The organism is Ruegeria sp. AL2 (assembly GCF_056540845.1).
Genome location: NZ_JBQFXM010000015.1, coordinates 14608 through 38297, shown reverse-complemented (window position 1 = coordinate 38297; position 23690 = coordinate 14608). Strand labels below are relative to the sequence as shown.

Below are 23690 nucleotides of genomic sequence, written 5' to 3'. Positions count from 1 at the left end.
CTCCTTCAGTAGCGGAAAAGCCGGGACGCCAGCAGGCGCGAGGCAAAAAGGATGATTTTGACGATCACGTAGTAGATGACCGCGGTGACGGCGAAATATTCAAAGATTCGGAAAGTGCGCGAGGCAAAGAACTGCGTCTCGCCCGACAGTTCCCGGAAGCCGACCAGCATACCCAGTGACGACATCAAAACAGCCCAGACCATCTGGTTCGTGATCGGATGATAGACAATGCGAAACACCTGCGGGATCACGACGCGTGTGTAAGCCTGCCACGCGTTCATGCCCAGCGATCGCGACGCACGTAACTGTGTCTCGGGGACGGCCTGAAAGCCGCCACGGAAGTTTTCAGCCAGATAACCGGCGCAATTGAATGTCAGTCCGGCCAGCACGATGAAGTACGGCGACAGATGCAGGCCAAAGGCACCAAGCCCGAAGCCGAAAAAGAACAGCTGGAACAGTGCCGGAGTATTGCGCGCCAGTTCGACCCAGGCTGAGGCGAACCAGTAAAGCGGACCTTTCAGGTGCAGCCGCGTCAGCGCCAGACAAAGCCCGATGATGATGCCAAGGACCATTGCCAGCACAGCAACCTGTATCGTCAGCAGCGATGCCTCAAGCAGGTCCGGCAGGCTTTTCATCACCGGCCGCCAATGGAAGTTATAGTCGAACACGGGTGTTCCTCACGCAATCTACCGGTCCTTTCGCCCGGCCATAGCCGGACGAAAGCATGGAGTAGGAAAGGGTCAGTACATTACGCCGGGAATGCGCAGCTCAGGCGCTTCGCCGCCGACATATTTACCCCAATGCTCCTGATAGCGGCCCGAACGCACCTGGTGGGTCACGAACAGGTTCAGGAAGTTCAGCCAGGTGACATCTTCGCGCTTGCCTACAACCGAAGTGTAGTCGGTGGTCCATGGCATGCGAGGACCGGCAACAACAGTTTCATATTGCTGGGTAATCGGCAGCACGGCAGTGTTTGTGGTAATGCCGATATCGGCCTTGCCCTGAGCCACCGCCAGGAACACTTCATTCTCGGATTGATAGCCCTGATAATTGCCTTCTTCACCCCATCCGGCGGCTATCTTCAGCCATTCCTGCTCGGGCACGGTGCCGATCGCGGCAGCCACGCGCTTGCCACGGATATCCTCGAAGGTTTCAATGCCACTTTCGGCATTCACCACACCCTGCGCATAATAGATGGCGTAAGGAATGGTAAAGCCCACCGTCCGCGCCCGTTCAAGGCTGTCCGAGGTTGCTCCGAACACAACGTCTGCGCGTCCGGTGACGATCACTGGCAGGCGTTCCGCCCAGGTCAGCGGCAGGATTTCGGCCTCAACTTCAAGAGCGGCGGCCAGATCATTGCAGTATTCGACATCAAAGCCTGCCGGTTCGTTATTCGCGTCGCGATACCCAATTGGCGGAAAATCCAACACAACACCGCAGCGCAATGTCCCGCGATCTACGACATCGTCCAGCGTGTCCGCCATCGCAGGAACCGTGGTGATGGTGGTGAGGGCCGCCAGTGCGGCGAGTTTCTTGAGCATGTGATCCTCCCTGAATCAATCGATACGCGCAGCTATAGAGGATATTGTATCCAACATCCAGTATTTTGTTGAGCGGGGAAAGCCTGCTTTCAAAGGGTGTCATGGCTCTTGGGTGCGATTGAAATGACTGACTTGGCCCGCGTGGAAGGCCGTCATTCGACGGTGGCCAAATGGAATTGGCACCAGGTATTACTGAGTTGGAGGTTTTGGCCGAAAGTGGTCCGTCGTCAAACGTGAAGGTGCATTGTGCTCAGAAGCCGGGGTGCTTTCAGCTTGAGACGGAAAACGTTTTGTGATGGGAGTGTGTGACGCCTAGGCAACTCCAACCTGCGTCTCTTAAAGAAAACCGGCAATGCTGGCCCGCGCGACCAAATGTGCGTTCGGTCAGACTTTGACGGCTTGGAGTTCTTCGAGCAGGTCGAGGAGTTGATTGAGTTTTTCTTGTCCCATTTGTTTTTCGATACTTTGGTAGATCTGCAGAGAGGTTCCGAGGTTTTCGGCGAGGATGTTTCGTCCTTCGTTTGTGATCTTCACCATTGTGCGTCGTTTGTCATGGCTGTCCTGGCGGCGTGATATTTGGCCTTCGGCTTCCATCGTGCGCAGGATGCGGGTGAGGCTTGGCAACAACAGGCAGGCCTCTTTGGCGATTGAGCTTTGCTCCACTTCACCCAGCTCGTCCAGCACGCGCAGGATGCGCCATTTCTGCTCGGTCAGTTGTATCCCCTGCAGCATGTCCCGGATGGGGGCCATGACGGTTTCGCGTGCGCGCAGCAAGGCAATCGGTAGGGCGCGCGAGGTGTTTTTGGTGTGGCTTTGTTCACTCATGGCAGTCTTGTAATTCGCGGAGTCAAAAGATGCAAAGATTAACAAAGCAAGTTCTAGACAGTGGGGGTTCCAATTTACTAAACATGTTTACCATTTGAGGGGAGCACATGCCACATTTTCACGTCGAATATTCCGGCAATCTGGAAGACAGGATCGATATGAGTGGCTTGTGCGAATGCATCCGGGCCACGGCTGCCGGGATCAAGACATTCCCCCTGCCCGGTATTCGTGTCCGGGCCACGCGGGTCGATCACTATGCCATCGCGGACGGCAATCCGGCGCATGGGTTTATCGATATCTCGATCCGCCTGCGCGCTGGCCGGGCTGCGGATGTCAAACGGGACGCCACGCAGCGCATTTTTGAGGCGGTTGTGGCCTATCTGTCCCCCGCCTTCGCCGGACATTCCATCGCGCTCTCGCTTGAGATGCGTGACATTGACCCAGACCTTTCGCCCAAGACCGGCACGATCCGGGACCATTTGGGCGCGACCAACCAGGAGACCTGATCCATGAGCGCACTGGATACGAACATCGAGAAGCTGGCGGGCTTTCTGGCGCGGTTTAAGGAGACCGGCATCAAGAACCGGATCGCGGGCGAAGATCGCGACGGTTCCGCAGGGGTGTTCCAATCCACATCTCCGGTTGACAGGTCGGTGATCTGCGATGTCGCCCATGGCACTGCCGATGATATCGACGCTGCCGCCAATGCCGCTCATGTCGCATTTGCCGATTGGCGCGACATGCCTGCCACCGAGCGGCGCCGCATCTTGCTGAACGTTGCCGATGCGATCGAGGCCCGTGCCGAGGAAATTGCGCTGTGTGAATGCTGGGACACAGGCCAGACCCTGCGCTTTATGTCCAAGGCCGCGCTGCGGGGGGCCGAGAACTTCCGGTATTTCGCGGATCAGGTGATACAGGCGCGGGACGGTCAGCATCTTAAGTCGCAGACCCTGATGAACATCACCACGCGCGTTCCGATTGGTCCGGTGGGGGTGATCACGCCGTGGAACACGCCGTTCATGCTGTCGACATGGAAGATCGCGCCTGCTTTGGCCGCCGGGTGCACCGTGGTTCACAAACCGGCCGAAGATTCTCCGCTGTCCGCTCGCATGCTGGTGGAGATCGCCGAAGAGGCCGGGCTGCCCAAGGGGGTGCTGAACACCGTGAACGGGTTCGGCCCCGATGCGGGTAAAGCGTTGACGGAACATCCGTCGATCAAGGCGATTGCCTTTGTCGGTGAAAGCCGCACCGGCAGCAGCATCACCAAACAAGGTGCCGATACGCTCAAGCGGATGCATCTGGAGCTGGGCGGCAAGAACCCGGTTGTCGTGTTCGACGACGCCGATCTCGACCGGGCGCTGGATGCGGTGATCTTCATGATCTACTCGATCAATGGCGAGCGCTGCACGTCATCCTCGCGCCTGCTGGTGCAGGACACCATCAAGGACGCGTTCGAGGCCAGGCTGATCGAACGGGTCAACACCATCAAGGTCGGCCATCCGCTGGATCCTGCGACCGAGATCGGGCCACTGGTGACCGAGGAGCATTATAACAAGGTGACTTCCTATTTTGACATCGCCAAAGAAGACGGTGCGACTGTCGCCGCCGGAGGTGCCAAGGTCGGCGACACAGGGTATTTCATTCGCCCAACCCTGTTTACCGATGCCAATAACCAGATGCGTATCGCGCGCGAAGAGATATTCGGCCCGGTTCTGACCTCGATCCCGTTCTCGACCGAGGACGAGGCGCTGCAGATCGCCAACGACACACCATACGGTCTGACCGGCTATGTCTGGACCAATGACCTGACCCGCGCCTTGCGGTTCACCGACAAGCTTGAAGCCGGGATGATCTGGGTGAACTCGGAAAACGTCCGCCACCTGCCAACACCGTTCGGCGGCGTCAAGGCATCCGGTATCGGCCGCGACGGCGGCGACTGGAGCTTCGAGTTCTACATGGAACAAAAACACGTCGGCTTCGCAACAGGAAAACACAATATCATGCAGCTGGGGAAGTGAACTCGGGCAATGGCTCTGGTACACAAACGTCGGTAAACACGAGGAGGAACTGTCATGGGAAAGATCGTACAAGCCGCGAAGATTACGCATGTGCCAAGTATCTGGATGTCCCATACGATGCCAAAATACAAAGGCATCCGGCAGTCTGCCATTGATGGTTATGCGCGCCTGCGCCAGGACGCGATAGATCGCGGGGTCGAGACGTTCCTTGTGTTCGACACTCATTGGATCACCAATCAGGGGTTTCACCTGAATACCAAAGAGCACCATAAAGGCCGCTTCATTAGCCACGAACTGCCACATATGCTGGCGGATATGGAGTTTGATTATCGCGGGGATCACGCGTTGGGGGAAACCATCCTTGATGTTCTGCGCGAGCGCGGTGAGCGGGCACTTGGCCATTCGCACCCCGATATGGGCATGGAATATGGCACCCTTCTGCCTATGCATTTCATCAACGAAGGGGTGAATGCCCGCGTTTTGCCTGTTGCAGTCAACCAGTTCTCGTCGATCCAGGAAAACCGCATCTGGGGTGAGGCCATTGCCGAAGGTATCCGACGTTCCGACCGGAAGGTTTCCGTAATGGCATCCGGCTCACTCAGCCATGACTTTACGACGAATGAACGCTCGGTCGAAGGGTTGAATGCGGTAAACGGCGAGTTCAACCGCCAGATGGATATGCACGTGCTGGAGATGTGGGAGCAGGGACGGTTTGAAGAGTTTCTTGAGATGCTTCCAGACTATGCAAAGAAATGTACAGGCGAATGCGCCATGAAGGACACTGCTTTGCTGTTCGGAGCTCTGGGCTGGGGCAGCTACAAGGGTGAGGTCGACATCTACACCCCCTACTTCGGCAGCTCTGGCACAGGTCAGGCGAATGTCAGTTTTTCGGTCTGAAGGCAGAACCTGGGACCTTTTCAATTGAAAAATGCACACCTGTTCGGCTTTAGTCCACGAGCCGAACAGGTAAGGTCGGGGACTGGACGAATTGGTGCTCAGTTACAAAAGAAGGCTTGCGCATGGATTGGGACACGTTTTCGCATTGGGGTCAGCACATTTCGAAATGGGCGACCGACTATCACAGAACTCTTGCCGAGCGCCCTGTTCGCGCACAGACCACACAAGGAGAAATCGCGGCCCAGCTAAAGGTATCGCCCCCCGATAGTGGCGAGCCGATGGAAGCCATCATGGCCGATTTCGAACAGATCGTGATGCCGGGTATTACTCATTGGCAACACCCCCGGTTCTTTGCCTATTTCCCGGCCAATGCAGCGCCCCCGTCGATGCTGGCTGAAATGCTGGTGACCACAATCGCGGCGCAATGCATGTTATGGCAGACCTCACCAGCTGCGACTGAAGTCGAAGGTGTCATGGTCGATTGGCTGCGGCAAGCGCTTGGATTGCCGGAAGGTATGACCGGAGTTATTCAGGACAGCGCATCATCAGCCACGTTGTCGGCTGTGTTGACAATGCGGGAACGGGCAACAGGGTTTACCGGCAACCGCGAAGGCCTGAACGCCAAGGGCGCGCTGCGCATTTACTGCTCAGATCAGGTGCATTCGTCGATTGATCGGGCTTGCTGGGTTGCGGGGATTGGTCAGGACAATCTGGTGAAACTGCCTACAGGTGGTCCGACCTTTGCGATTGATGCAGGGGCTCTTGACGCCGCAATTCAGGGTGACATCGCGGCTGGGTATGTGCCTGCCGGTATCATTGCAATTACGGGCGGTACCGGGGTTGGGGCCTGCGATGATCTGGTAGCGGTCGCTGAGATTGCGCAAAAATACGACCTCTACACACATCTAGACGCGGCCTGGGCGGGGTCGGCGATGATCTGCCCCGAGTTTCGTGAGGCCCTTTGGCCCGGGGCGGACCGTTACGACAGCATTGTCTTCAACCCCCATAAATGGATGGGTGCGCAGTTCGATTGCGCGATCCAGTTTCTGCGGGACGCCGCGCCACAGCTCAACACGCTTAAGATCGAACCGGAATACCTCAAGACCACTGGGGCAGAGGTGACGAATTATTCGGAATGGACCATCCCCCTGGGTCGTCGGTTCCGGGCATTGAAGATCTGGTTCTTGTTGCGATCATACGGTCTCGACGGGTTGCGGGACCGTATTCGCAACCATGTGCTCTGGGCCAATGAACTTGCAGAAAAGATCGGCGCGATGGAGGGGTTTGAGGTCACCACCGGCCCGATCCTGAGCCTGTTTTCCTTTCGCTGTCCTGGGGATGACGCTGCGCAGCAGCGGCTGGTGGATGCGCTGAATGACGATGGCCGAATTTACTTGACGCAAGGCATGTTCGATGGCCGCAAGATCATCCGCTTTCAGGTTGGGCAATTCGACACATCCCGCGATGACGTGCTGATGGCCGCGGATGTCATCCGCGATGTCTGGGAGAGCCTGCCATGAAATTCGCAACGTTCAGTGCTGCAAGGGATACAGTCTTTCGCGCGATTACCTAGGATGGTGCGATCACTCTGAATGGTGATTTCCCCGAGTTTTCCAGCCCGTATGAGGTTATCGCCACAGGTGAGTTTGCCCAAACTGAAGACTAAGAAAACCGAACCCGCACCCTCTCGTTCTGATTGAGGGACCACCGGGGGGAAGGTCAGATGTTCAAACGGCTGGTGCCGCAGAGTACTTTCTTGAATTGAACAGATCAAACATGTCGGACGAAGAGGTCATGGCAGCGAAACGGCTCTTTTTGGACAATCTGAAGGTGCGCAAGAAGTAAAAAGGTGGCCGCGCGCTCGCCGCTGTCGCGGTCTTTACTGGCGCGCCTCAGGATAGCCGACCAGTCTGACCTGAGATTTCAGAATAACACACGTGACCAGCCCCAAGCGTGTTTTCCCCAAGCGGGCACGCCTATAGCTTTTGCACACCATGCATGGTCAGGGTGCTCACCAGATCGGCATAATCCTCGCGGGCTTTGGGGCCTGCGCCGGTGTTCCACATGTAATACCAGTTTAACATGCCAAAGACTGACATCGTCGCTCCCCGAAGCTTGTCCTTGGCTCCGTCAAAAGAACCGGGGGACAACTCCAGAAGTATGTCGCGTACAAAGTTCACCAGATCAAGCTGATAGCCCCGTAGCCTTTTTTGCTGTTCCTCGGTCAGTGCGCTCATGCCACTGATCTGAACCCGGTGCTCGTCATCTGCACCCTGATAGGCAAAAAGGATCTCGCGCACTGCTTTGCGCAGTTTCTGTTCGGGGCTAAGGCCGTCCAGATCAACATTGCAAATCCGGTCTCGCAACTCACGCAAGTACGTTTCAAGGATGTCATACAGGATGGCATCCTTGCTGTCATAGTAGTGGTATATGTTTGCTTTCGAGATCCCACATTCTTTGGCCAAAAGGGTCATCGAAGCACGGTCAAACCCCTGGTCGGCAAACACTTTTGCCGCCATCTTCAGGATCTGCTCTCGCTTTTGGTCGTGGTCTTTAGCAATTGTCCGGGCCACGGCTCAGTCCTTATCGCGATTGTCTACAACGCGCTTCGCCTTGCCCTGAGAGCGTTCGACGTCGCCGGGGTCCCCTACTACAATTTCGGTTGAAACGCCAACGACGTCCTTGATCCGCTTGGTCAGCATCCGAGCAGCGGCCGTTTTTGACAGCTCGTCGGTGGAATCGGGGGAGGATTCAACAAAGACCCGCATGGCGTCCATGCGACCGGATTTATAGAGCTCGATCTGGTAATAGGGGGCAAGACCGCCCGTTGCCATGACCTGTTCCTCGATCTGGCTGGGGAAGACGTTGACGCCGCGCAGGATCATCATGTCGTCGCTGCGACCGGTGATCTTTGCCATCCGGCGCATTGACCTTGCTGTCCCCGGCAGCAGGCACGTCAGATCGCGTGTGCGGTAGCGGATCATCGGCAGCCCTTCTTTGGTCAGAGTCGTGAACACCAATTCTCCGGTTTCGCCATCGGGCAGGACTTCTCCGGTCGCCGGGTCGATGATTTCCGGCAGGAAATGATCCTCCCAGATTACAGGTCCGTCTTTTGTTTCAACGCATTCATTGGCGACTCCGGGGCCCATGATCTCGGACAGGCCATAGATATCGACGGCGTGCATGTCGAAGGCTGCCTCGACCTCGGCCCGCATCGCGTCAGTCCAGGGTTCGGCGCCAAAAACGCCAACCTTCAGCGAGCTCTCACGTGGGTCGAGACCCGCCTTGTGGAACTGTTCTAGGATATTGAGCATGTAGGAGGGTGTAACCATGATACCGTCAGGACGGAAATCGTTGATCAGATTGACCTGCTTTTCGGTTTGCCCGCCCGACATCGGGACGACAGTCGCGCCAAGGCGTTCGATCCCGTAATGGGCACCTAGCCCACCGGTGAACAGCCCATAGCCGTAGGCATTGTGCACCATGTCGCCCTTGCGCAGCCCAGACGCCCGAAGAGACCGCGCGCCAAGGTCAGCCCAATTGTCGATGTCATTCTTTGTGTAGCCGACCACTGTCGGTTTGCCTGTCGTGCCGGAGGAAGCGTGCAGGCGAATTATCTCGCTGCGCGGGACTGCAAACAAGCCAAACGGATAGTTATCGCGCAGGTCGTTTTTATATGTGAACGGAAACTTTGACAGATCCGAAAGCTGCTGAAGATCGTCGGGATGCACGCCAGCCTCGTCAAAGCGCTGCTTGTACATCGGAACGTTTTCATAGGCGTGACGCACGGACCATTTCAGGCGCTCAAGCTGCGTGGCGCGAATTTCGTCGATCGAGGCGATTTCGATCGGGTCCAGGTCCGCTTTGTTGGGGGTAAGGTCTTCCATAGCGTAACTCCTCCAGTCACGAAACTATTCTTGAAAATTCTGGCCGCCAACGGCGCGGGACATGCCGCGAAATTCAGCGATCAGAGTATTGTCTTGATTGATGACGCGGACGTCGTAGATACCGCTGCGACCGGACAGGTTCACTTCTGTCGCGGTAGCCGTCAGGCGGTCACCTTTCCGTCCCGGTGCAAGATAGCTGACCATTGTATGCTGTCCCACCGTTGCAACATTCCGGCTGTTGCAGGCAAAGGCAAAAGCGCTGTCGGCAAGAGCGTGCGTGACGCCGCCATGGCAAATACCGTGTCCGTTACAGTGATGCGGTGCAACAGTCAGTGACAGGACAGCGCGCCCTTCTTCGACCTCCACAAGCTCCATCCCGAACCATTTACTGGCTTCGTCATTGGCCCACATCGCTGCCGCGGATTTTTGGGCACGTTCGTTTGGGGTCATCATCATCTTCCCTGAAAATGCGGTGCGCGTTTTTCGAGGAAACTGGACACGCCTTCTGCGTAATCGGCACTTTCCCCACAAGTTTTCATCGCGTCCGCTTCAATTTCAAGCTGATCGGACAAGGATGTGGTGGCCGCTGTTTGAATGCACTGCTTGGTCAGGCCCAACCCAAGGGTGGCGCCGTTGGAGAGTTGCGTGGCAAGAGCGCGTGCTTCGGTCATCAGCTGATCATCGGGCAACGCCTTCCAGATCAGCCCCCATTCTTCGGCCTGTTTGGCGGTTAGGGGCATTGCTGTCAGGGCCAGCCCCTTAGCGCGCGCTTCGCCCAACAATCGGGGCAGGTGCCAGCTGCCGCCTGTGTCCGGAATCAGCCCGACCTTGGAAAAGCTTTGAATGAACTTTGCGCTTTCCCCGGCCAGAACCATGTCGCAGGCCAGTGCAAGGTTCGCGCCTGCACCCGCGGCCACGCCGTTTACGGCACAAATTACCGGGAAATCCAAAGACCGGATCAGTCGAACCAAAGGGGCATAGAAAGTGCGTACAGTTTTGCCCAGATCAGGCGGGCCATCCATTTTCGAGGGATCGCGGTCTCCAAGGTCCTGACCCGCACAAAAACCGCGCCCTGCGCCGGTCAGCAAAATCGCGCGGGAACCATTTTCGCGCGCGCTCTTCAGCGCGTCCTGAAGGGTAAGATGCATCTCCTCATTGAACGAGTTCAGCTTGTCGGGGCGGTTCAGGGTTATTTCTACCCAGTTTCCGTGATCATGTACAAGGATCGTATCGCTCATGGCAGTCTCATCTGTTCCCGTGACAACTTAATCATTGCATTAACCGAACGGTTGGTCAATATATAAACCCGAACCGAATCTGGACTGATCAAAGGGATTGCCAATGTCGCAGCCGTCGCTGGTGAGTGTTGACTTTAAGGGCGACGTGGCCTGGGTCACGGTCGACAACCCGCCGGTGAACGCAACCTCGACGGGCGTTCGGCAGGGTCTGGCCGCCGCGGTCGATGCAGTTCAGAAAGCTCGGGTTGCCGTCCTGTGCTGCGCCGGTCGGACATTTATCGCGGGCGGTGACATGTCCGAGTTTGATGCGGCTCCGGTTGAGCCGCATTTGCCTGATGTTGTTCAGAAAATCGAAGACAGTAATGTGCCGTTTATCGCCTGTATGCACGGCAACGTGTTAGGTGGCGGGTTTGAAATTGCCATGGCCTGCGCGTGGCGGATCGCAGCGCCGGGCACCAGCTTTGGGTTGCCGGAAGTCAATGTGGGCCTCATCCCGGGGGCAGGGGGCACGCAGCGATTGCCGCGCCTTGTTGGAATGGAAGCAGCGATCGACATCGCCTGTTCGGGAAAAACCCTGAAAGCCGAGGAAATGGCCAATCTCGGCGGAATTGACCTGATTGCCGATAACCCAACGGCAGCTGTTCTGGACTTTGTCGCCAACCTGCCAAAGCGCCCGGCACCTGTCAGTCAAAGGCCGGTCGGCGAATTCGCGTCTGACCTTCTGGAGACGAGCCGTCAGGCTTTGATAAAACGCGCCAGGGGTCAGCAATCACCGCTGGAAAACCTGACCGCGCTCAGCTGGTCGTCCGAACCCTTTGCTGCCGCACAGCCGAAAGAGCGTGCGCGCCATCTGGCTCTGCGTCAAAACTCTGAAAGCCGCGCCTTGCGGTACGCCTTTTTTGCCGAGCGCAAGGTGGCCAGACCTTCCATGATTGCCGGAGTTACTCCGCGCGATATCAGCCGGATCGCAGTTGTCGGTGGCGGGTTGATGGGCGCAGGGATCGCCACCGCTGCCCTGAGTGGCGGGCTGTCTGTTACTTTGATTGAAAGAGATTTGGATGCAGCTGCCGCCGCCCGTAGCCGGGTTGAGGGGCTGCTACAGAGGGCGGTCAAGCGGGGTAAGATGTCCGAAGCACAGCTGCGGGAACGCCTTGCTGCGTTTCGAGCTGTGGACAGCTACTCCGAAGCTGCGAACGCTCAGCTGGCGATCGAGGCTGTGTTTGAAGACTTGTCAGTCAAGCAACAGGTTTTTGCAGAATTGGCCCGCCATATGCAGCGTGACGCGATTCTGGCCACGAACACGTCTTACCTGAGCCCAGTCGATATCTTCGCGGGTATCGAAAATCAATCGCGGTGTATTGGCCTGCATTTCTTCAGCCCTGCCCATGTTATGAAGCTGGTGGAAGTCGTGCATACGCCGCAAACTTCGCCCGAAGTTGTCGCCACCGGGTTTGCGCTTGGAAAAAGGCTACGCAAGGTTTCTGTGCTGTCGGGCATCTGTGATGGTTTTATCGGCAACCGGATGTTGGCTGCGTATCGGCGCGAGGCCGATTATTTACTGGCAGATGGGGCGTTGCCTTATCAGGTAGATCAGGCAATGCGAGCTTTCGGGATGCCCATGGGGCCCTACGAGCTGCAAGATCTGACCGGCCTCCAAATCGCCTGGGCCAACCGAAAACGTAATGCAGCAACCCGCGACCCGAACGAACGTTATGTGACGATTGCTGACCAGCTTTGCGAGATGGGTCGTCTTGGCCAACGCACGGGCAAAGGATGGTATCGCTATGAAGACGGTACTCGCGAACCAATCCGTGATCCCGAAGTGGACGCGTTGATCGAGTCCTACTCGGCTGATCAGGGCATAACGCGGCGGGCATACGCACAGGACGAAATCGTGTCGCGCATTTTAGCGGTGTTGGACAACGAGGGCGCGTTGATCATTCAGCAGGGGATCGCCGAGTCCGCGGAAGCCGTCGATATGGTTCAAATTCACGGCTACGGCTTTCCGCGCTGGCGCGGCGGTCCGATAAACTACTGCAAGGAAATCGGTGCCAGCACGACGCAGGCAATGATGGAAACCGTAGCCAAGGAAAGCCCCGGTTCATGGCGCGTCGCGGGCTGTCTTCGAGACAATTAACAAGTTGATGGTTACAAAAGTGACCATTAACGCATTCTTGACTCATGTTTCACAGGGAGGAGACAGAACTATGAAATTCACAAGGTTGAGCACACTTCTTGCCTCAGCTGCACTGGCCGTTTCAGGTACAGTTGCGCTTGCGGCAGACTATACGCTGACCATTTCCAGCTGGGCCCCGCCGACCCATGGCATCAATGCCAAGATGTGGCCGAAATTCGTCGAGATGATCGAAGAGGCCACCGATGGTCAGGTCACCGCCGAGCTGAAGCTGGGCCTTGCCCCGCCCCCCGCGCAGATGGACCTGATCATGGATGGCGCCGCTGATGCCTCGATCATTTTCCACGGCTATCAGCCGGGCCGGTTTGTCACCACCAAGATGATCGAACTACCCGGATACGAAGGCTCGGCCGAGGCTGCGTCGGTTGCGTATTGGCGGGCATATGACGCGCATTTGAAGGCAGCGGATGAACACCGTGGTGTGAAAGTGATCGCTTTGCACACGCATGGTCCAGCTCAGCTGCATTCCAGCAACCCGGTAACAACACTGGACGAAGTCTCGGGCCTCAAAGTTCGCATCCCCGGCGGTGTTGGTGGTGACGTGGGCACGGCGCTGGGTGCAACCGGTATCCAGGTTCCTGCACCGAAAGTGTATGAAACCCTGGCTTCCAAAGCCGCAGATGGCGTCGTCATGCCCTTTGAATCCCGCAAAGGTTTCAAGCTGACGGAAGTGGCCCAGAACGTCTATGAGGTCCCTGGCGGCCTGTATCGCGGTTCGTTTGCCTTTATTATGAACGAGGACACCTTTGCTGATCTGCCCGCCGATCTGCAGGCAGCGCTGGAAGAAAACGTTTTCGGGGAACCGCTGAGCCGCGAAATTGGCAAGATCTGGGATGAGATCGATGCGATCGGCCGGGAAGAGACCGAAGGCACCGAAGGTAACGCAATCCATGCCGCATCCGCTGAAGATCTGGAAAAGTTCAATGCGATTGCCGCGGATGTACGCGCCAAGGTTATCGACGAAGTCAGTGGCACAGGCATCGACGCCCAGGCCGCCTACGACATGATCGTAAATGAAATGGCTGCGCAATAACGCAGTCGGGCTGGCGGACGCGATCCGCCAGCCGATTTCACCCGCTGGGGACCCGTTATGCAATCTCTCGTGACCTTTGCGCGTCGCGTCAGTATCGTGCCAACGCTGCTGGCCTGTGCCGCGCTATTCATCCTGATGGTGATGACATTCTTTGATGTCATCCTGCGCTCTGTCTTCAACGCCCCGATCGAGGCGGCGACAGAGCTGACCCGGATCCTGATGGCCATCCTCGTGTTCTCGGTCTTGCCGATGATCTCAGCAGGGAAGGGCCAAATCGCTGTGGACTTGACGGATGGGCTGTTTTCTCGCCTGCGGTTAAGCCGGGTGCGCGATGGGATCGTGTATCTGGTGTCCGGCGTCATGTTGATCTGGCCGATCCAACGTGTCTGGCTACTTGCCGAGCGCGCGCGGGATTACGGGGACGTCACGGAATACCTTTCGATCCCTGTCTTCTATGTAGGCTGGTTCATCTCGGGGTTCATAGCGATCACCGCTGTTGCAATGGTCATCACCGGCATTTTGCACTTTCTTGCCCCCCATACCTTGTCGGAGCACCACCAATGACCGCTGCCCTGATCGGTTTTGTTCTTGTTCTTGTTCTTGTGCTGGTGCGCTTACCTATCGTGTTTGCAATGGGATTGGTCGGAACGCTTGGGTTTGCCTATGAACGCGGTGGCAGCATCCTGTCCGAGCGTGGGCTGAAAGCCGCGATGTCGATGGTGGGTCGTCAGATCACCGACACGGCGCAGGATTACGGCCTGTCGGTCGTCCCGCTGTTTATCCTTATGGGCTTGTTCGTGAATAAAGGTGGTCTTGCGCGCGAGCTTTACGCAGTTTCAAATGCTTTTCTGGGTCATTTCCGGGGCGGTATCGCCATGGCGACGGTTGCGGCATGCGGAGGTTTTTCGGCCATTTGCGGCTCGTCTCTGGCAACGGCGGCCACCATGTCCAAGGTCGCAATGCCGGAAATGCGCCGCTATGGCTATTCCGACGAGCTGTCGACGGCATCGATTGCAGCGGGCGGTACGCTTGGTATCCTTATTCCGCCTTCGGTGATCCTGGTCATCTACGGGCTGCTGACCGAAACCTCGATTGGAAAACTTTTCGTTGCGGGTATCATTCCCGGTCTGCTTGGCATCCTGTTCTACCTGCTCGCCGTCCGCTGGACCGTCGCACGCAAGCCCGAGTCGGGACCGGCGGGTGAACGTCACGGCTGGGCCGAGCGTCTGTCGGCGGTGCGCTCAGTCTGGGCCGTATTGCTGCTGTTCTTTCTGGTGATTGGCGGATTGTACGGTGCATTCGATTTTCATCCACTGAACCTGACCTTCAGCCCGACCGAGGCGGCAGGCATGGGCGCAATGGGCGCTTTCCTGATCGCGCTGTCACGAGGCGGGCTTACTTTGGGGTCGACTTTTGAGGTGCTGAAGGAAACCACCTATACCGCCGCGGCATTGTTTTCCGTTCTGATCGGGGCACAGATCTTTTCGAATTTCATCAACCTTGCCGGTCTGCCTGAAGCGCTCATCGCGTTGGTTACGGCCTATGACGTTGAACCTTTTGTGGTGATCCTGATGATCCTTGGAATCTACATCATTTTGGGTTGCGTCTTTGAATCCCTGTCGATGCTGCTGCTGACGGTGCCGATCTTCTTCCCGTTGGTCACATCGTTGGGGTATGACCCGATCTGGTTTGGTATTGTTGTGGTTGTGGTGACTGAAATCAGCCTGATCACTCCTCCCGTCGGCTTGAATGTCTTTATTCTGAAAGGTGTGGTCGGGGATGTATCAACCGGAACAATCTTCAAGGGTGTCACTCCGTTCTGGGTGGCGGATATCTTCCGGCTGGCCCTGATCGTTCTGGTGCCGTGGTTGGTGTTGGTTCTGCCTGAACAAATGGGGGCGATGGGGCACTGATGTTCTCTCTGACCGCGCTTCCTGACGGGTATCACACTGATCCCTATCCTGCCTACGCCGCGCTGCGCGAGGATACGCCCGTCTGCTGGCAGCCTGACGGATCGGTTATTCTGTCTCGGTACGAGGATCTGGACCTTATTTACCGGGACATCACGCGGTTCATATCGGACAAGAAAGCGGTATTTGGTCCAAAATACGGGGTCGACAGCCCTTTGTATGAACACCACACCACCAGTTTGGTGTTTAATGACCCGCCGCTGCACACCCGTGTTCGCAAGGTGATGGTCGGGGCGATGAACCCGCGCGCGTTGGCGCAAATGGAACCGGGTCTGATCAAGCTTGTCGATGGGCTGCTGGACGAGATGCAGGTCAAAGGCAATGTCGAACTGATCGAGGATTTTGCCGGAGCAATCCCGATTGAGATCATCGGCAATCTGCTGGGTATACCACGATCCGAACGCGGGCCATTGCGCGATTGGTCTCTGGCCATTCTTGGTGCTTTGGAGCCGCAATTGACGCCAGAGCAGGAAGAGTGGGGTAACCGCTCGGTCTCGGACTTCAAGGACTTCCTGAGGAATATCATTGAGGATCGCCGCGCCAACCCCGGAGATCCGGCAACGGATGTCCTGACCCGGCTGATCCAGGACGATACGGATGGTGGCCTGACCGAGGTAGAGCTGTATCAAAACTGCATATTCATCCTGAATGCGGGGCATGAGACGACAACGAACCTGATCGGCAACGCATTGGAGCTGTTGGACCGGCACCGCGACAAGCGGGCGGAGTTTCTGGCTGACCCGAACCTGATCGTTCCGGCTGTGGACGAGTTTCTGCGGCTGGAAAGCCCGAACCAGTTCGGCAATCGCCTGACCACTGTTGATGTAACGTTCCACGGTCAAACCATTCCGGCTGGTACCGATGTTCATCTGTGTATCGGTGCGGCCAACCGCGATCCACGGCAGTTTGACCGGCCCGACGAGATGATCTTGGACAGACGCCCCAACAAGCATCACGCCTTTGCCGGAGGGGCCCATACCTGCGTCGGACTGACCCTCGCGCGTCTGGAGGGCCGAGTGGCCGTCGGCCGGTTTCTGACCCGTTTTCCAGACTATCGCATCACCGACGGTGCCGAGCGGGGCGGGCGTATCCGGTTTCGGGGATTTGCACGATTACCCGCGCGGGTCTGAGAAACCCGGCTTGGGAAAATTGCTTGGTAATTTATTGACCGACCGTACGGTTTAAAATATGATTTCGCGAGACCGGCCTATGGCAGCGCGGGGATCGCGACTAAGACGAGGAGACGCTCATGACTATCCAACAGATTTCCAGCTTTGCAGCCGGTGAGTGGGTTTCGCCCGGCGAGGGTGCCCGCGCAATAACAAGCGCTGTGACCGGCGAGGTTATCGCCACAGCGGGTAACAGCGCGTTGGATGTCCAGGGGATGTTGGACTATGCGCGCAATGTCGGAGGGCCGGCACTGCGCAAAATGACGTTCCATGAACGCGCCAAAATGCTCAAGGCGCTGTCCGTCCATTTGGGTCGACACAAGCAGGTCATGTATGATTTGTCTTTCAACACCGGTGCGACGCAATCGGATCATATGATTGATATCGACGGCGGCATCGGAACGATGTTTGTCTTTGCCGCAAAAGGCCGTCGTGAAATGCCGGACGGTCATGTCTATCTGGATGGCGATGTCGAGCAGCTTTCGCGCAACGGTACTTTCCTGGGGCAGCACATCTGCACCCCGCTACAAGGCGTGGCAATTCACATCAACGCGTTCAATTTTCCGGTTTGGGGGATGCTGGAAAAGCTTGCCCCAACCCTTCTGGCGGGCGTTCCGGCGATTGTAAAACCCGCCACGAGCTCGTGTTATGTGACCGAGCTGTGTGTTCGGTTGATGCTTGAGTCCGGCATCTTGCCAGCGGGTGCATTGCAGTTGGTCTCGGGTGGTTTGGGTGACATGCTGGACCGTCTGACCATGCAGGACGTGGTCAGCTTTACCGGATCCGCCGATACGGCCCTGAAACTGCGCTCCAACCCGGTGATCCTTGAGAACTCGGTACGGTTTGTTGCGGAACAGGACAGCCTGAACTGTTCGATCCTTGGCCCCGATGCCGCGCCGGGCACGCCGGAATTTGACCTCTTCGTGAAGGAAGTCCAGCGCGAGATGACCACGAAGGCAGGGCAGAAATGCACCGCAATCCGCCGGATCATCGCGCCCGAACCGCAGGTACAGGCGGTAATTGACGCGCTGTCGGCGCGACTGGCGAAAACGGTCATCGGTGACCCAAAGCTGGAAACCACCCGTATGGGTGCGTTGGTTTCGAACGGTCAGAAGCGTGATGTTCTGGAGAAGACCGCTATCCTTGGGCAAGAGGCCGAGCGTGTCTTCGGCAACCCCGATGATTTTGTGGTTGAGGGCGCTGATGCCGAAAAGGGTGCGTTCCTACCACCCATGCTCTTCCATTGCGCCAATCCTGACGCGGCGCAACGTGTGCACGATACCGAAGCCTTTGGTCCGGTCAGCACTGTGATGGGGTATCGCGATCTTGACCATGCCATTGAGCTGGCGAACCGGGGGCAGGGCTCTCTTGTGGCGTCAGTAATCACCCATGATCCAGAAGTGGCGCGACAGGTTGCCATGGGATCAGGGGCTTATCACGGGCGTCTGTATTTCAACAACCGTGACTCGATGAAGGAATCCACCGGTCATGGTTCCCCTCTGCCGCACATGGTTCATGGAGGTCCGGGACGCGCCGGTGGCGGCGAAGAAATGGGCGGGGTACGGGGTGTGAAACACTATATGCAGCGCACCGCTATTCAGGGATCGCCCGATCTGCTGACAGCGATTGGACGAAAATGGGTGCCTGGCGCGACCGAAGTCGAAGGCCCTGCTCATCCCTTTACCCGCCGGTTTCACGATTTGTCGATTGGCGAGACCCTTCACACGGCGCCAAGAACTATCACCATGGAGGACATTGAACACTTCGCCGACTTCACCGGTGATACCTTCTATGCGCACATGGATCAGGCAGCGGCGGAACGTAACCCGTTCTTCCCGGGCAGGGTTGCACATGGGTACTTGCTGTTGTCTTTCGCAGCCGGATTGTTCGTCGAACCGAACGAGGGGCCGGTTTTGGCAAATACCGGTCTTGACGGGCTGCGTTTCATGAAACCGGTCGAGGCTGGTGACGCCATCAAGGTTCGTTTGACGGTCAAGCACAAGACCAAGCGCAATGACGACTACGGCGAGGTTCGCTGGCACGTTACCCTGACGCAGCAAGACGATGAGCTGGTCGCAGAATACGAGTTACTGACCATGGTTGCCTACTAGGCACAAGTGCAGGTGCGCAGAGGCTGGATGGCAATTCCCTCCGGCCCGATTATACTGTGCTTATGAAAGATACGGCCCCAGAATGGTTCGAAACCTGCGTCAGCCAGTTGACCACAACTGGCACGCAACGTGTGTGGTCTGTTTTGGTCACGATTTTCGGTGATCTGGCCCAGAGCGGGTCTGACCAGGTTAGTGGCGCGCTGATCACAGCGCTGACCAACCTTGCAGGGATCAAGGCCGAAGCCACGCGTGTTGCGCTGCACAGGCTGCGCAAGGAAGGCTGGATCGAAAGTACGCGGGTCGGGCGAAACAGCGTTCACAGATTGACCGAATTTGGCCGTAGTCAAAGCGCCGCCGCCGCCCCGCGCATCTATTCCCGCGAGACGAATACACCAGAAACTTGGCATGTGCTTATCGCCAACAGTTCAGACAGTTCGCGAAAAGAGTTAGCGGATCTGATGCTGACCGGAGATTATATTTCGGTTAACCCCACAACAGCCATGTCTGCAGGCCCCACCCCCGAGAACCTTGAAGAACTGCTGGGTGTTGAAAGCAGCGCCATTTCGGTTCCAGGCTGGCTGCGCGACCTTTGTGGTCCTGAACAGCTCAAGTCTGCCTATGATCAGTTCTTGCACTCCCTTCAGAGCACCGAGCAACTGTTGCCTGTCGATGGCGTCGATGATCCGTTGAAAATAGCGGTGCTGCGCGTATTGATTGTGCATGGGTGGCGTCGTTTGGTTCTACGCCATCCATCCCTGCCTCCGGCCTTTTTGCCTGTTGGTTGGAAAGGCGCGGAATGTCGAGTGGCTGTGTCCCGACTGCTGGGACAATTGCCCAAACCGAATCTTGCCACGCTGGAATCTGCGGTGGGTGGTTAACTCGTTTTTTGCCGAGCCCGGGATGGCGCTTTTGCGGGCTGGAAGGCGGATGTGAAAGAAGCGTCATTTAATGTTACAGAAAACTGATAGAGACGATTACATGGTAACATAAAGCTTGCGCCGAATCGATTGAGCATTTATTAACCGACCAGACGGTTAATGCTCGTGTTCCAACAGGAGACGCAATTGATGGACGCTTTCATCTGCGACGCAACCCGCACCCCGATTGGGCGGTATGGTGGTGCGCTTTCATCGGTTCGCACGGATGATCTGGCGGCTATCCCGCTGGCGGCCCTGATGGCGCGCAACCCGCAAGTCGACTGGACCAGTGTGGATGACGTCATTTATGGCGATGCCAATCAGGCAGGAGAGAGCAATCGCAACGTTGCCCGGATGGCGTCCCTGCTGGCCGGATTGCCGACGGACGTACCTGGAACAACGATAAACCGCTTGTGTGCCAGTGGCATGGATGCCGTCGGAATGGCGGCGCGTGGCATCAAGGCAGGCGATTATGATCTTTCAGTTGCGGGTGGCGTGGAAAGCATGTCGCGCGCACCGTTTGTAATGCCCAAAGCGACGTCGGCGTTTACGCGCAGCAATGCGGTTTACGACACGACGATTGGCTGGCGCTTTGTGAACCCAAGGCTACAGCAGCAGTATGGTGTCGATTCCATGCCGCAAACGGCTGACAATGTGGCCGAAGATTATGGGATCAGCCGTGAAGACCAGGACGCCTTTGCCGAGCGCAGCCAGGCACGATGGGCTGCGGCGCACGCGGCAGGCGTGTTCCAAGAAGAAATCACGCCGGTTTCAATTCCACAGCGCAAGGGCGATCCGATTGTTGTCGATACGGATGAACATCCGCGCCCGGGAACCACAGCGGAAAAACTCTCGGGCCTCAAGGGTGTGAACGGGCCGGACAAAACTGTGACTGCAGGGAATGCCTCGGGCGTGAATGATGGTGCAGCCGCGATCCTGATGGCGAATGAAGCGACAGCGACAAAGAACGGCCTGACCCCGATTGCCCGTGTGGTTGGCATGTCCGTCGCGGGTGTCGAGCCTCGGGTCATGGGTATTGGTCCGGTTCCTGCCAGCCGAAAGGTTTTGGCGCGCGCCGGGCTGAGCATCGACCAGATGGATGTGATCGAGTTGAACGAAGCTTTCGCGTCGCAAGGTTTGGCAACGCTGCGAGAGTTGGGCCTGCCCGATGACGCCGCCCATGTGAACCCGAATGGCGGCGCAATCGCCCTTGGCCATCCATTGGGGATGAGCGGCGCCCGACTTGTGTTGACCGCAGCGTACCAACTGAAACGCACCAAAGGGCGCTATGCGCTTTGCACAATGTGCGTCGGTGTCGGGCAAGGCGCTGCACTTATTCTTGAACGCGTGTAACGGAGGAGACGGGACATGTATGCCCAGATGGTAGAATCCGAGGCGTCTAACGATGATCCTGAAAAGCTTGCTGAATTTCAGGCGCGGATCGACGCGGATATCAAGATCGAACCCAAGGACTGGATGCCTCAAGGGTATCGTAAAACGCTGATCCGCCAGATCGGACAGCACGCGCATTCCGAGATCGTCGGACAATTGCCCGAAGGGAACTGGATCACGCGTGCGCCGACGCTGCAACGCAAGGCAATCCTTCTAGCCAAGGTGCAGGATGAAGCTGGCCATGGGCTTTACCTGTATTGTGCGGCCGAAACACTGGGTGTCAGCCGCGATGAGATCACCGAGATGCTGCTGGACGGTCGCATGAAATACTCGTCGATCTTCAATTACCCGACGCTGAACTGGGCGGATATCGGCGCCGTCGGATGGCTGGTCGATGGGGCTGCCATCATGAATCAGGTGCCGCTGCAAAGAACGTCTTACGGGCCGTACTCACGCGCCATGATCCGCATCTGCAAGGAGGAAAGCTTCCATCAGCGTCAAGGCTATGACGCGATCCGCAAGATGGCCGAAGGCACGCCCGAGCAGCGCAAGATGGCGCAGGACGCGATGAACCGCTTCTGGTACCCGTCGCTGATGATGTTTGGACCGTCCGACAAGGATTCCGTCCACTCCGCGCAGTCGATGGCCTGGAAGATCAAGATCAACACCAATGATGAGCTGCGCCAGAAATTCGTCGACCAGACCGTCCCACAGGCCGAATATCTGGGTCTGACAATCCCCGACCCGAACCTGAAGTGGAACGAGGAGCGCGGGCATTACGATTTCTCAGAGCCGGATTGGTCGGAATTCTTCGATGTGATCAAGGGTAACGGTCCCTGCAACGTCGACCGTCTGGCGGCGCGCAACAAGGCCTGGGATGACGGCAAATGGGTGCGTGACGGGCTGTTGGCCCACGCGCGCAAGAAACAGGCCGGCAATCTGGCCGCCGAATAAGCTTAGCCTGAGGAGGAAACCCGATGAATACCGAATGGCCCCTGTGGGAAATCTTCATCCGCGGTCAACATGGGATGAGCCACCGACATGTCGGCTCGCTGCATGCCCCGGACGCGGAAATGGCGATCAAGAATGCACGCGACGTCTATACCCGCCGCAACGAAGGCGTGTCGATTTGGGTGGTAGAAGCCAACAACATCTCGGCCTCGTCGCCCAGCGACAAAGGCCCGTTGTATGAGCCCAGCGAAAGCAAAGTGTACCGCCACCCGACATTTTTCGACATCCCCGAAGAAGTGGGGGCGATGTGATGACCCGCGACGAAGCGTTTCAGCAGTTCCTGCTGCGGATGGGCGACAATACCCTGATCCTAGGCCATCGCGTCAGCGAATGGTGCGGCCACGCGCCAGTGTTGGAGGAGGATATTGCACTGGCCAACACGGCGCTGGACCTGATTGGACAGACCCAGATGTGGCTTGGCCTTGCCGGAGAGATAGGTGGCGGCAAAAGCGCCGATGATCTGGCATTTCTGCGCGACGCGTGGGATTTCCGCAATGTGTTGCTGGTCGAGGTCCCGAACGGTGATTTCGGTCGCACCCTGATGCGCCAATTCCTGTTCGATGCCTGGCATTCGGTCATGCTCGGCCGTCTTCTGACATCCTCTGACGATCGTGTCGCCGCGATTGCTGCCAAAGCCAGCAAGGAAGTCGCCTATCATCTGGAGCGTTCGGCAGAAACGGTCGTAGGTCTGGGTGATGGAACAGAAGAAAGCCACACCCGGATGCAGGCAGCGCTGGATTACCTCTGGCCATATGTAGGCGAGATGTTTGTCAGCGATGACATCGACGCGCAGATGGTTGCTACCGGGATCGCGCCGAACCTGGCCGATCTGCGCGAAGAATATGATGCGCTGGTCAAACGGGTTCTGGCCAAGGCGACATTGACCCTTCCGGAAAGCCGATTTGCCCATAAAGGCGGGCGTGACGGGCGCATGCATACGGAACATCTGGGGCACCTTTTGACGCAGATGCAGTGGTTGCAGCGCGCATATCCCGGTGCAAGCTGGTAACATGTGATGCAACGCCACTCGACCGACCAGATCTGGGACTGGCTGGATGCCGTACCGGATCCCGAGATTCCGGTAATCTCGGTTGTCGATCTCGGGATCGTACGCGATGTGCGTTGGGATGCCGAAACGCTGCTCGTGACGGTGACGCCAACCTATTCGGGCTGTCCGGCAACATCCGTCATCAGCATGGATATCGAAACCGCGTTGCACGATCACGGTATCAAAGACGTGCGGATCGAAACCTGCATCTCACCAGCCTGGACAACCGATTGGCTGAGCGAAAAAGGCCGCGCCAAGCTGGAAGAGTTTGGCATCGCCCCGCCACAACCGGCGGGCGGGCCAGAGCGCTGCCCGCATTGCGGCAGTAAAGCGGTTGAAAAGGTCAGCCAGTTCGGCTCGACCCCGTGCAAGGCCCATTGGCGCTGTACCGACTGCCTGGAACCCTTTGACTATTTCAAGTGCATCTGAGGAGGAGCAC

Annotated in this window: 23 protein-coding genes; 16 read left to right on the top strand and 7 right to left on the bottom strand. The window is 57.4% G+C overall.

All coding sequences use genetic code 11. The features are described 5' to 3' along the window. Nucleotides 1–5 precede the first annotated feature (5 nt). From ACR0ID_RS16070 to hpaR, 3 genes are all read right to left on the bottom strand, one after another. Entirely contained in the window at nucleotides 6–668 is a 663-nt protein-coding gene (locus ACR0ID_RS16070) for an amino acid ABC transporter permease (protein ID WP_480606952.1), read from the bottom strand. Between the two features lie 72 nt (nucleotides 669–740). Continuing rightward, complete coding sequence (locus ACR0ID_RS16065; protein WP_480606949.1) at nucleotides 741–1541, bottom strand: transporter substrate-binding domain-containing protein; 801 nt, start codon at nucleotides 1539–1541, stop codon at nucleotides 741–743. 384 nt (nucleotides 1542–1925) lie between these two features. After that, on the bottom strand, nucleotides 1926–2366 hold the full coding sequence (hpaR, locus tag ACR0ID_RS16060) for a homoprotocatechuate degradation operon regulator HpaR (protein ID WP_480521553.1): 441 nt from the start codon (nucleotides 2364–2366) through the stop codon (nucleotides 1926–1928). 107 nt (nucleotides 2367–2473) lie between these two features. Here hpaR and ACR0ID_RS16055 point away from each other — a divergent pair, with 107 nt between their 5' ends. The 4 genes from ACR0ID_RS16055 to ACR0ID_RS16040 all read left to right on the top strand — a co-directional run bounded on the left by ACR0ID_RS16055 (nucleotide 2474) and on the right by ACR0ID_RS16040 (nucleotide 6801). Beyond that, on the top strand, nucleotides 2474–2872 hold the full coding sequence (locus tag ACR0ID_RS16055) for a 5-carboxymethyl-2-hydroxymuconate Delta-isomerase (protein ID WP_480606946.1): 399 nt from the start codon (nucleotides 2474–2476) through the stop codon (nucleotides 2870–2872). Nucleotides 2873–2875: 3 nt separating this feature from the next. Then, nucleotides 2876–4384, top strand: a complete 1509-nt coding sequence (hpaE, locus tag ACR0ID_RS16050) for a 5-carboxymethyl-2-hydroxymuconate semialdehyde dehydrogenase (RefSeq protein ID WP_480606943.1) — start codon at nucleotides 2876–2878, stop codon at nucleotides 4382–4384. Nucleotides 4385–4438: 54 nt separating this feature from the next. After that, on the top strand, nucleotides 4439–5281 hold the full coding sequence (gene hpaD / locus ACR0ID_RS16045; protein WP_480606941.1) for a 3,4-dihydroxyphenylacetate 2,3-dioxygenase: 843 nt from the start codon (nucleotides 4439–4441) through the stop codon (nucleotides 5279–5281). 122 nt (nucleotides 5282–5403) lie between these two features. Beyond that, nucleotides 5404–6801 carry a pyridoxal phosphate-dependent decarboxylase family protein gene (locus tag ACR0ID_RS16040; RefSeq protein ID WP_480606938.1) on the top strand — a complete coding sequence of 466 codons (1398 nt, stop codon included), beginning with the start codon at nucleotides 5404–5406 and terminating at the stop codon, nucleotides 6799–6801. 456 nt (nucleotides 6802–7257) lie between these two features. On the opposite strand, the gene ACR0ID_RS16035 is transcribed toward ACR0ID_RS16040, so the two are convergent. From ACR0ID_RS16035 to paaG, 4 genes are read right to left on the bottom strand one after another with little or no spacing between them, the layout of a single operon-like run. Continuing rightward, entirely contained in the window at nucleotides 7258–7854 is a 597-nt protein-coding gene (locus ACR0ID_RS16035; protein ID WP_480478162.1) for a TetR/AcrR family transcriptional regulator, read from the bottom strand. Between the two features lie 3 nt (nucleotides 7855–7857). Continuing rightward, on the bottom strand, nucleotides 7858–9168 hold the full coding sequence (paaK, locus tag ACR0ID_RS16030) for a phenylacetate--CoA ligase PaaK (RefSeq protein ID WP_480478164.1): 1311 nt from the start codon (nucleotides 9166–9168) through the stop codon (nucleotides 7858–7860). Between the two features lie 24 nt (nucleotides 9169–9192). Then, entirely contained in the window at nucleotides 9193–9618 is a 426-nt protein-coding gene (gene paaI, locus ACR0ID_RS16025) for a hydroxyphenylacetyl-CoA thioesterase PaaI (RefSeq protein WP_480547562.1), read from the bottom strand. 2 nt (nucleotides 9619–9620) lie between these two features. Next, the gene (paaG, locus tag ACR0ID_RS16020) at nucleotides 9621–10406 is read right to left on the bottom strand and encodes a 2-(1,2-epoxy-1,2-dihydrophenyl)acetyl-CoA isomerase PaaG (protein WP_480606935.1); all 786 of its coding nucleotides are present in this window, start codon (nucleotides 10404–10406) and stop codon (nucleotides 9621–9623) included. Nucleotides 10407–10509: 103 nt separating this feature from the next. Between paaG and ACR0ID_RS16015 the strand changes: the two genes are divergently transcribed. From ACR0ID_RS16015 to paaD, 12 genes are all read left to right on the top strand, one after another. Next, complete coding sequence (locus tag ACR0ID_RS16015) at nucleotides 10510–12543, top strand: FAD-dependent oxidoreductase (RefSeq protein WP_480606932.1); 2034 nt, start codon at nucleotides 10510–10512, stop codon at nucleotides 12541–12543. A 70-nt stretch (nucleotides 12544–12613) separates the two neighbouring features. Beyond that, on the top strand, nucleotides 12614–13633 hold the full coding sequence (locus ACR0ID_RS16010; protein ID WP_480476975.1) for a TRAP transporter substrate-binding protein: 1020 nt from the start codon (nucleotides 12614–12616) through the stop codon (nucleotides 13631–13633). 57 nt (nucleotides 13634–13690) lie between these two features. Then, on the top strand, nucleotides 13691–14197 hold the full coding sequence (locus ACR0ID_RS16005) for a TRAP transporter small permease (RefSeq protein WP_480606928.1): 507 nt from the start codon (nucleotides 13691–13693) through the stop codon (nucleotides 14195–14197). Next, nucleotides 14194–15546, top strand: a complete 1353-nt coding sequence (locus ACR0ID_RS16000) for a TRAP transporter large permease (protein WP_480478172.1) — start codon at nucleotides 14194–14196, stop codon at nucleotides 15544–15546. The genes ACR0ID_RS16005 and ACR0ID_RS16000 overlap by 4 nt, the downstream gene beginning before the upstream one ends. Further along, nucleotides 15546–16733 (top strand): cytochrome P450, encoded by a 1188-nt coding sequence (locus ACR0ID_RS15995; protein WP_480606926.1) that lies wholly within the window; start codon nucleotides 15546–15548, stop codon nucleotides 16731–16733. The genes ACR0ID_RS16000 and ACR0ID_RS15995 overlap by 1 nt, the downstream gene beginning before the upstream one ends. Nucleotides 16734–16852: 119 nt before the next feature. After that, a complete protein-coding gene (gene paaZ, locus ACR0ID_RS15990; RefSeq protein ID WP_480606923.1) occupies nucleotides 16853–18883 on the top strand; it encodes a phenylacetic acid degradation bifunctional protein PaaZ in 2031 nt (676 codons plus the stop codon). Between the two features lie 62 nt (nucleotides 18884–18945). Beyond that, nucleotides 18946–19761: a PaaX family transcriptional regulator C-terminal domain-containing protein gene (locus tag ACR0ID_RS15985; protein WP_480521238.1), complete on the top strand. Its 816-nt coding sequence runs from the start codon at nucleotides 18946–18948 to the stop codon at nucleotides 19759–19761. 189 nt (nucleotides 19762–19950) lie between these two features. Then, the gene (pcaF, locus tag ACR0ID_RS15980; RefSeq protein WP_480476983.1) at nucleotides 19951–21153 is read left to right on the top strand and encodes a 3-oxoadipyl-CoA thiolase; all 1203 of its coding nucleotides are present in this window, start codon (nucleotides 19951–19953) and stop codon (nucleotides 21151–21153) included. A 15-nt stretch (nucleotides 21154–21168) separates the two neighbouring features. Next, nucleotides 21169–22146, top strand: coding sequence for a 1,2-phenylacetyl-CoA epoxidase subunit PaaA (paaA, locus tag ACR0ID_RS15975; protein WP_480476985.1), 978 nt, complete (start codon nucleotides 21169–21171; stop codon nucleotides 22144–22146). Nucleotides 22147–22169: 23 nt separating this feature from the next. Beyond that, on the top strand, nucleotides 22170–22454 hold the full coding sequence (gene paaB / locus ACR0ID_RS15970; RefSeq protein ID WP_209507558.1) for a 1,2-phenylacetyl-CoA epoxidase subunit PaaB: 285 nt from the start codon (nucleotides 22170–22172) through the stop codon (nucleotides 22452–22454). Further along, the gene (gene paaC, locus ACR0ID_RS15965) at nucleotides 22454–23212 is read left to right on the top strand and encodes a 1,2-phenylacetyl-CoA epoxidase subunit PaaC (protein ID WP_480606920.1); all 759 of its coding nucleotides are present in this window, start codon (nucleotides 22454–22456) and stop codon (nucleotides 23210–23212) included. Before paaB ends, paaC begins: the two co-directional genes overlap by 1 nt. Before the next feature lie 6 nt (nucleotides 23213–23218). After that, on the top strand, nucleotides 23219–23680 hold the full coding sequence (paaD, locus tag ACR0ID_RS15960; RefSeq protein ID WP_480521244.1) for a 1,2-phenylacetyl-CoA epoxidase subunit PaaD: 462 nt from the start codon (nucleotides 23219–23221) through the stop codon (nucleotides 23678–23680). The last annotated feature ends 10 nt before the right edge of the window (nucleotides 23681–23690 follow it).

Coding starts and splice junctions, on each gene's coding strand:
- paaC (WP_480606920.1), top strand. CDS start 22,454: ATGACCCGCGACGAAGCGTTTCAGCAGTTCCTGCTGCGGATGGGCGAC.
- paaG (WP_480606935.1), bottom strand. CDS start 10,406: ATGAGCGATACGATCCTTGTACATGATCACGGAAACTGGGTAGAAATA.
- ACR0ID_RS15995 (WP_480606926.1), top strand. CDS start 15,546: ATGTTCTCTCTGACCGCGCTTCCTGACGGGTATCACACTGATCCCTAT.
- ACR0ID_RS16010 (WP_480476975.1), top strand. CDS start 12,614: ATGAAATTCACAAGGTTGAGCACACTTCTTGCCTCAGCTGCACTGGCC.
- hpaR (WP_480521553.1), bottom strand. CDS start 2,366: ATGAGTGAACAAAGCCACACCAAAAACACCTCGCGCGCCCTACCGATT.
- ACR0ID_RS16055 (WP_480606946.1), top strand. CDS start 2,474: ATGCCACATTTTCACGTCGAATATTCCGGCAATCTGGAAGACAGGATC.
- ACR0ID_RS16005 (WP_480606928.1), top strand. CDS start 13,691: ATGCAATCTCTCGTGACCTTTGCGCGTCGCGTCAGTATCGTGCCAACG.
- paaD (WP_480521244.1), top strand. CDS start 23,219: ATGCAACGCCACTCGACCGACCAGATCTGGGACTGGCTGGATGCCGTA.
- pcaF (WP_480476983.1), top strand. CDS start 19,951: ATGGACGCTTTCATCTGCGACGCAACCCGCACCCCGATTGGGCGGTAT.
- paaB (WP_209507558.1), top strand. CDS start 22,170: ATGAATACCGAATGGCCCCTGTGGGAAATCTTCATCCGCGGTCAACAT.
- paaZ (WP_480606923.1), top strand. CDS start 16,853: ATGACTATCCAACAGATTTCCAGCTTTGCAGCCGGTGAGTGGGTTTCG.
- paaA (WP_480476985.1), top strand. CDS start 21,169: ATGTATGCCCAGATGGTAGAATCCGAGGCGTCTAACGATGATCCTGAA.
- ACR0ID_RS15985 (WP_480521238.1), top strand. CDS start 18,946: ATGAAAGATACGGCCCCAGAATGGTTCGAAACCTGCGTCAGCCAGTTG.
- ACR0ID_RS16015 (WP_480606932.1), top strand. CDS start 10,510: ATGTCGCAGCCGTCGCTGGTGAGTGTTGACTTTAAGGGCGACGTGGCC.
- ACR0ID_RS16040 (WP_480606938.1), top strand. CDS start 5,404: ATGGATTGGGACACGTTTTCGCATTGGGGTCAGCACATTTCGAAATGG.
- ACR0ID_RS16000 (WP_480478172.1), top strand. CDS start 14,194: ATGACCGCTGCCCTGATCGGTTTTGTTCTTGTTCTTGTTCTTGTGCTG.
- paaI (WP_480547562.1), bottom strand. CDS start 9,618: ATGACCCCAAACGAACGTGCCCAAAAATCCGCGGCAGCGATGTGGGCC.
- hpaE (WP_480606943.1), top strand. CDS start 2,876: ATGAGCGCACTGGATACGAACATCGAGAAGCTGGCGGGCTTTCTGGCG.
- hpaD (WP_480606941.1), top strand. CDS start 4,439: ATGGGAAAGATCGTACAAGCCGCGAAGATTACGCATGTGCCAAGTATC.
- paaK (WP_480478164.1), bottom strand. CDS start 9,168: ATGGAAGACCTTACCCCCAACAAAGCGGACCTGGACCCGATCGAAATC.
- ACR0ID_RS16065 (WP_480606949.1), bottom strand. CDS start 1,541: ATGCTCAAGAAACTCGCCGCACTGGCGGCCCTCACCACCATCACCACG.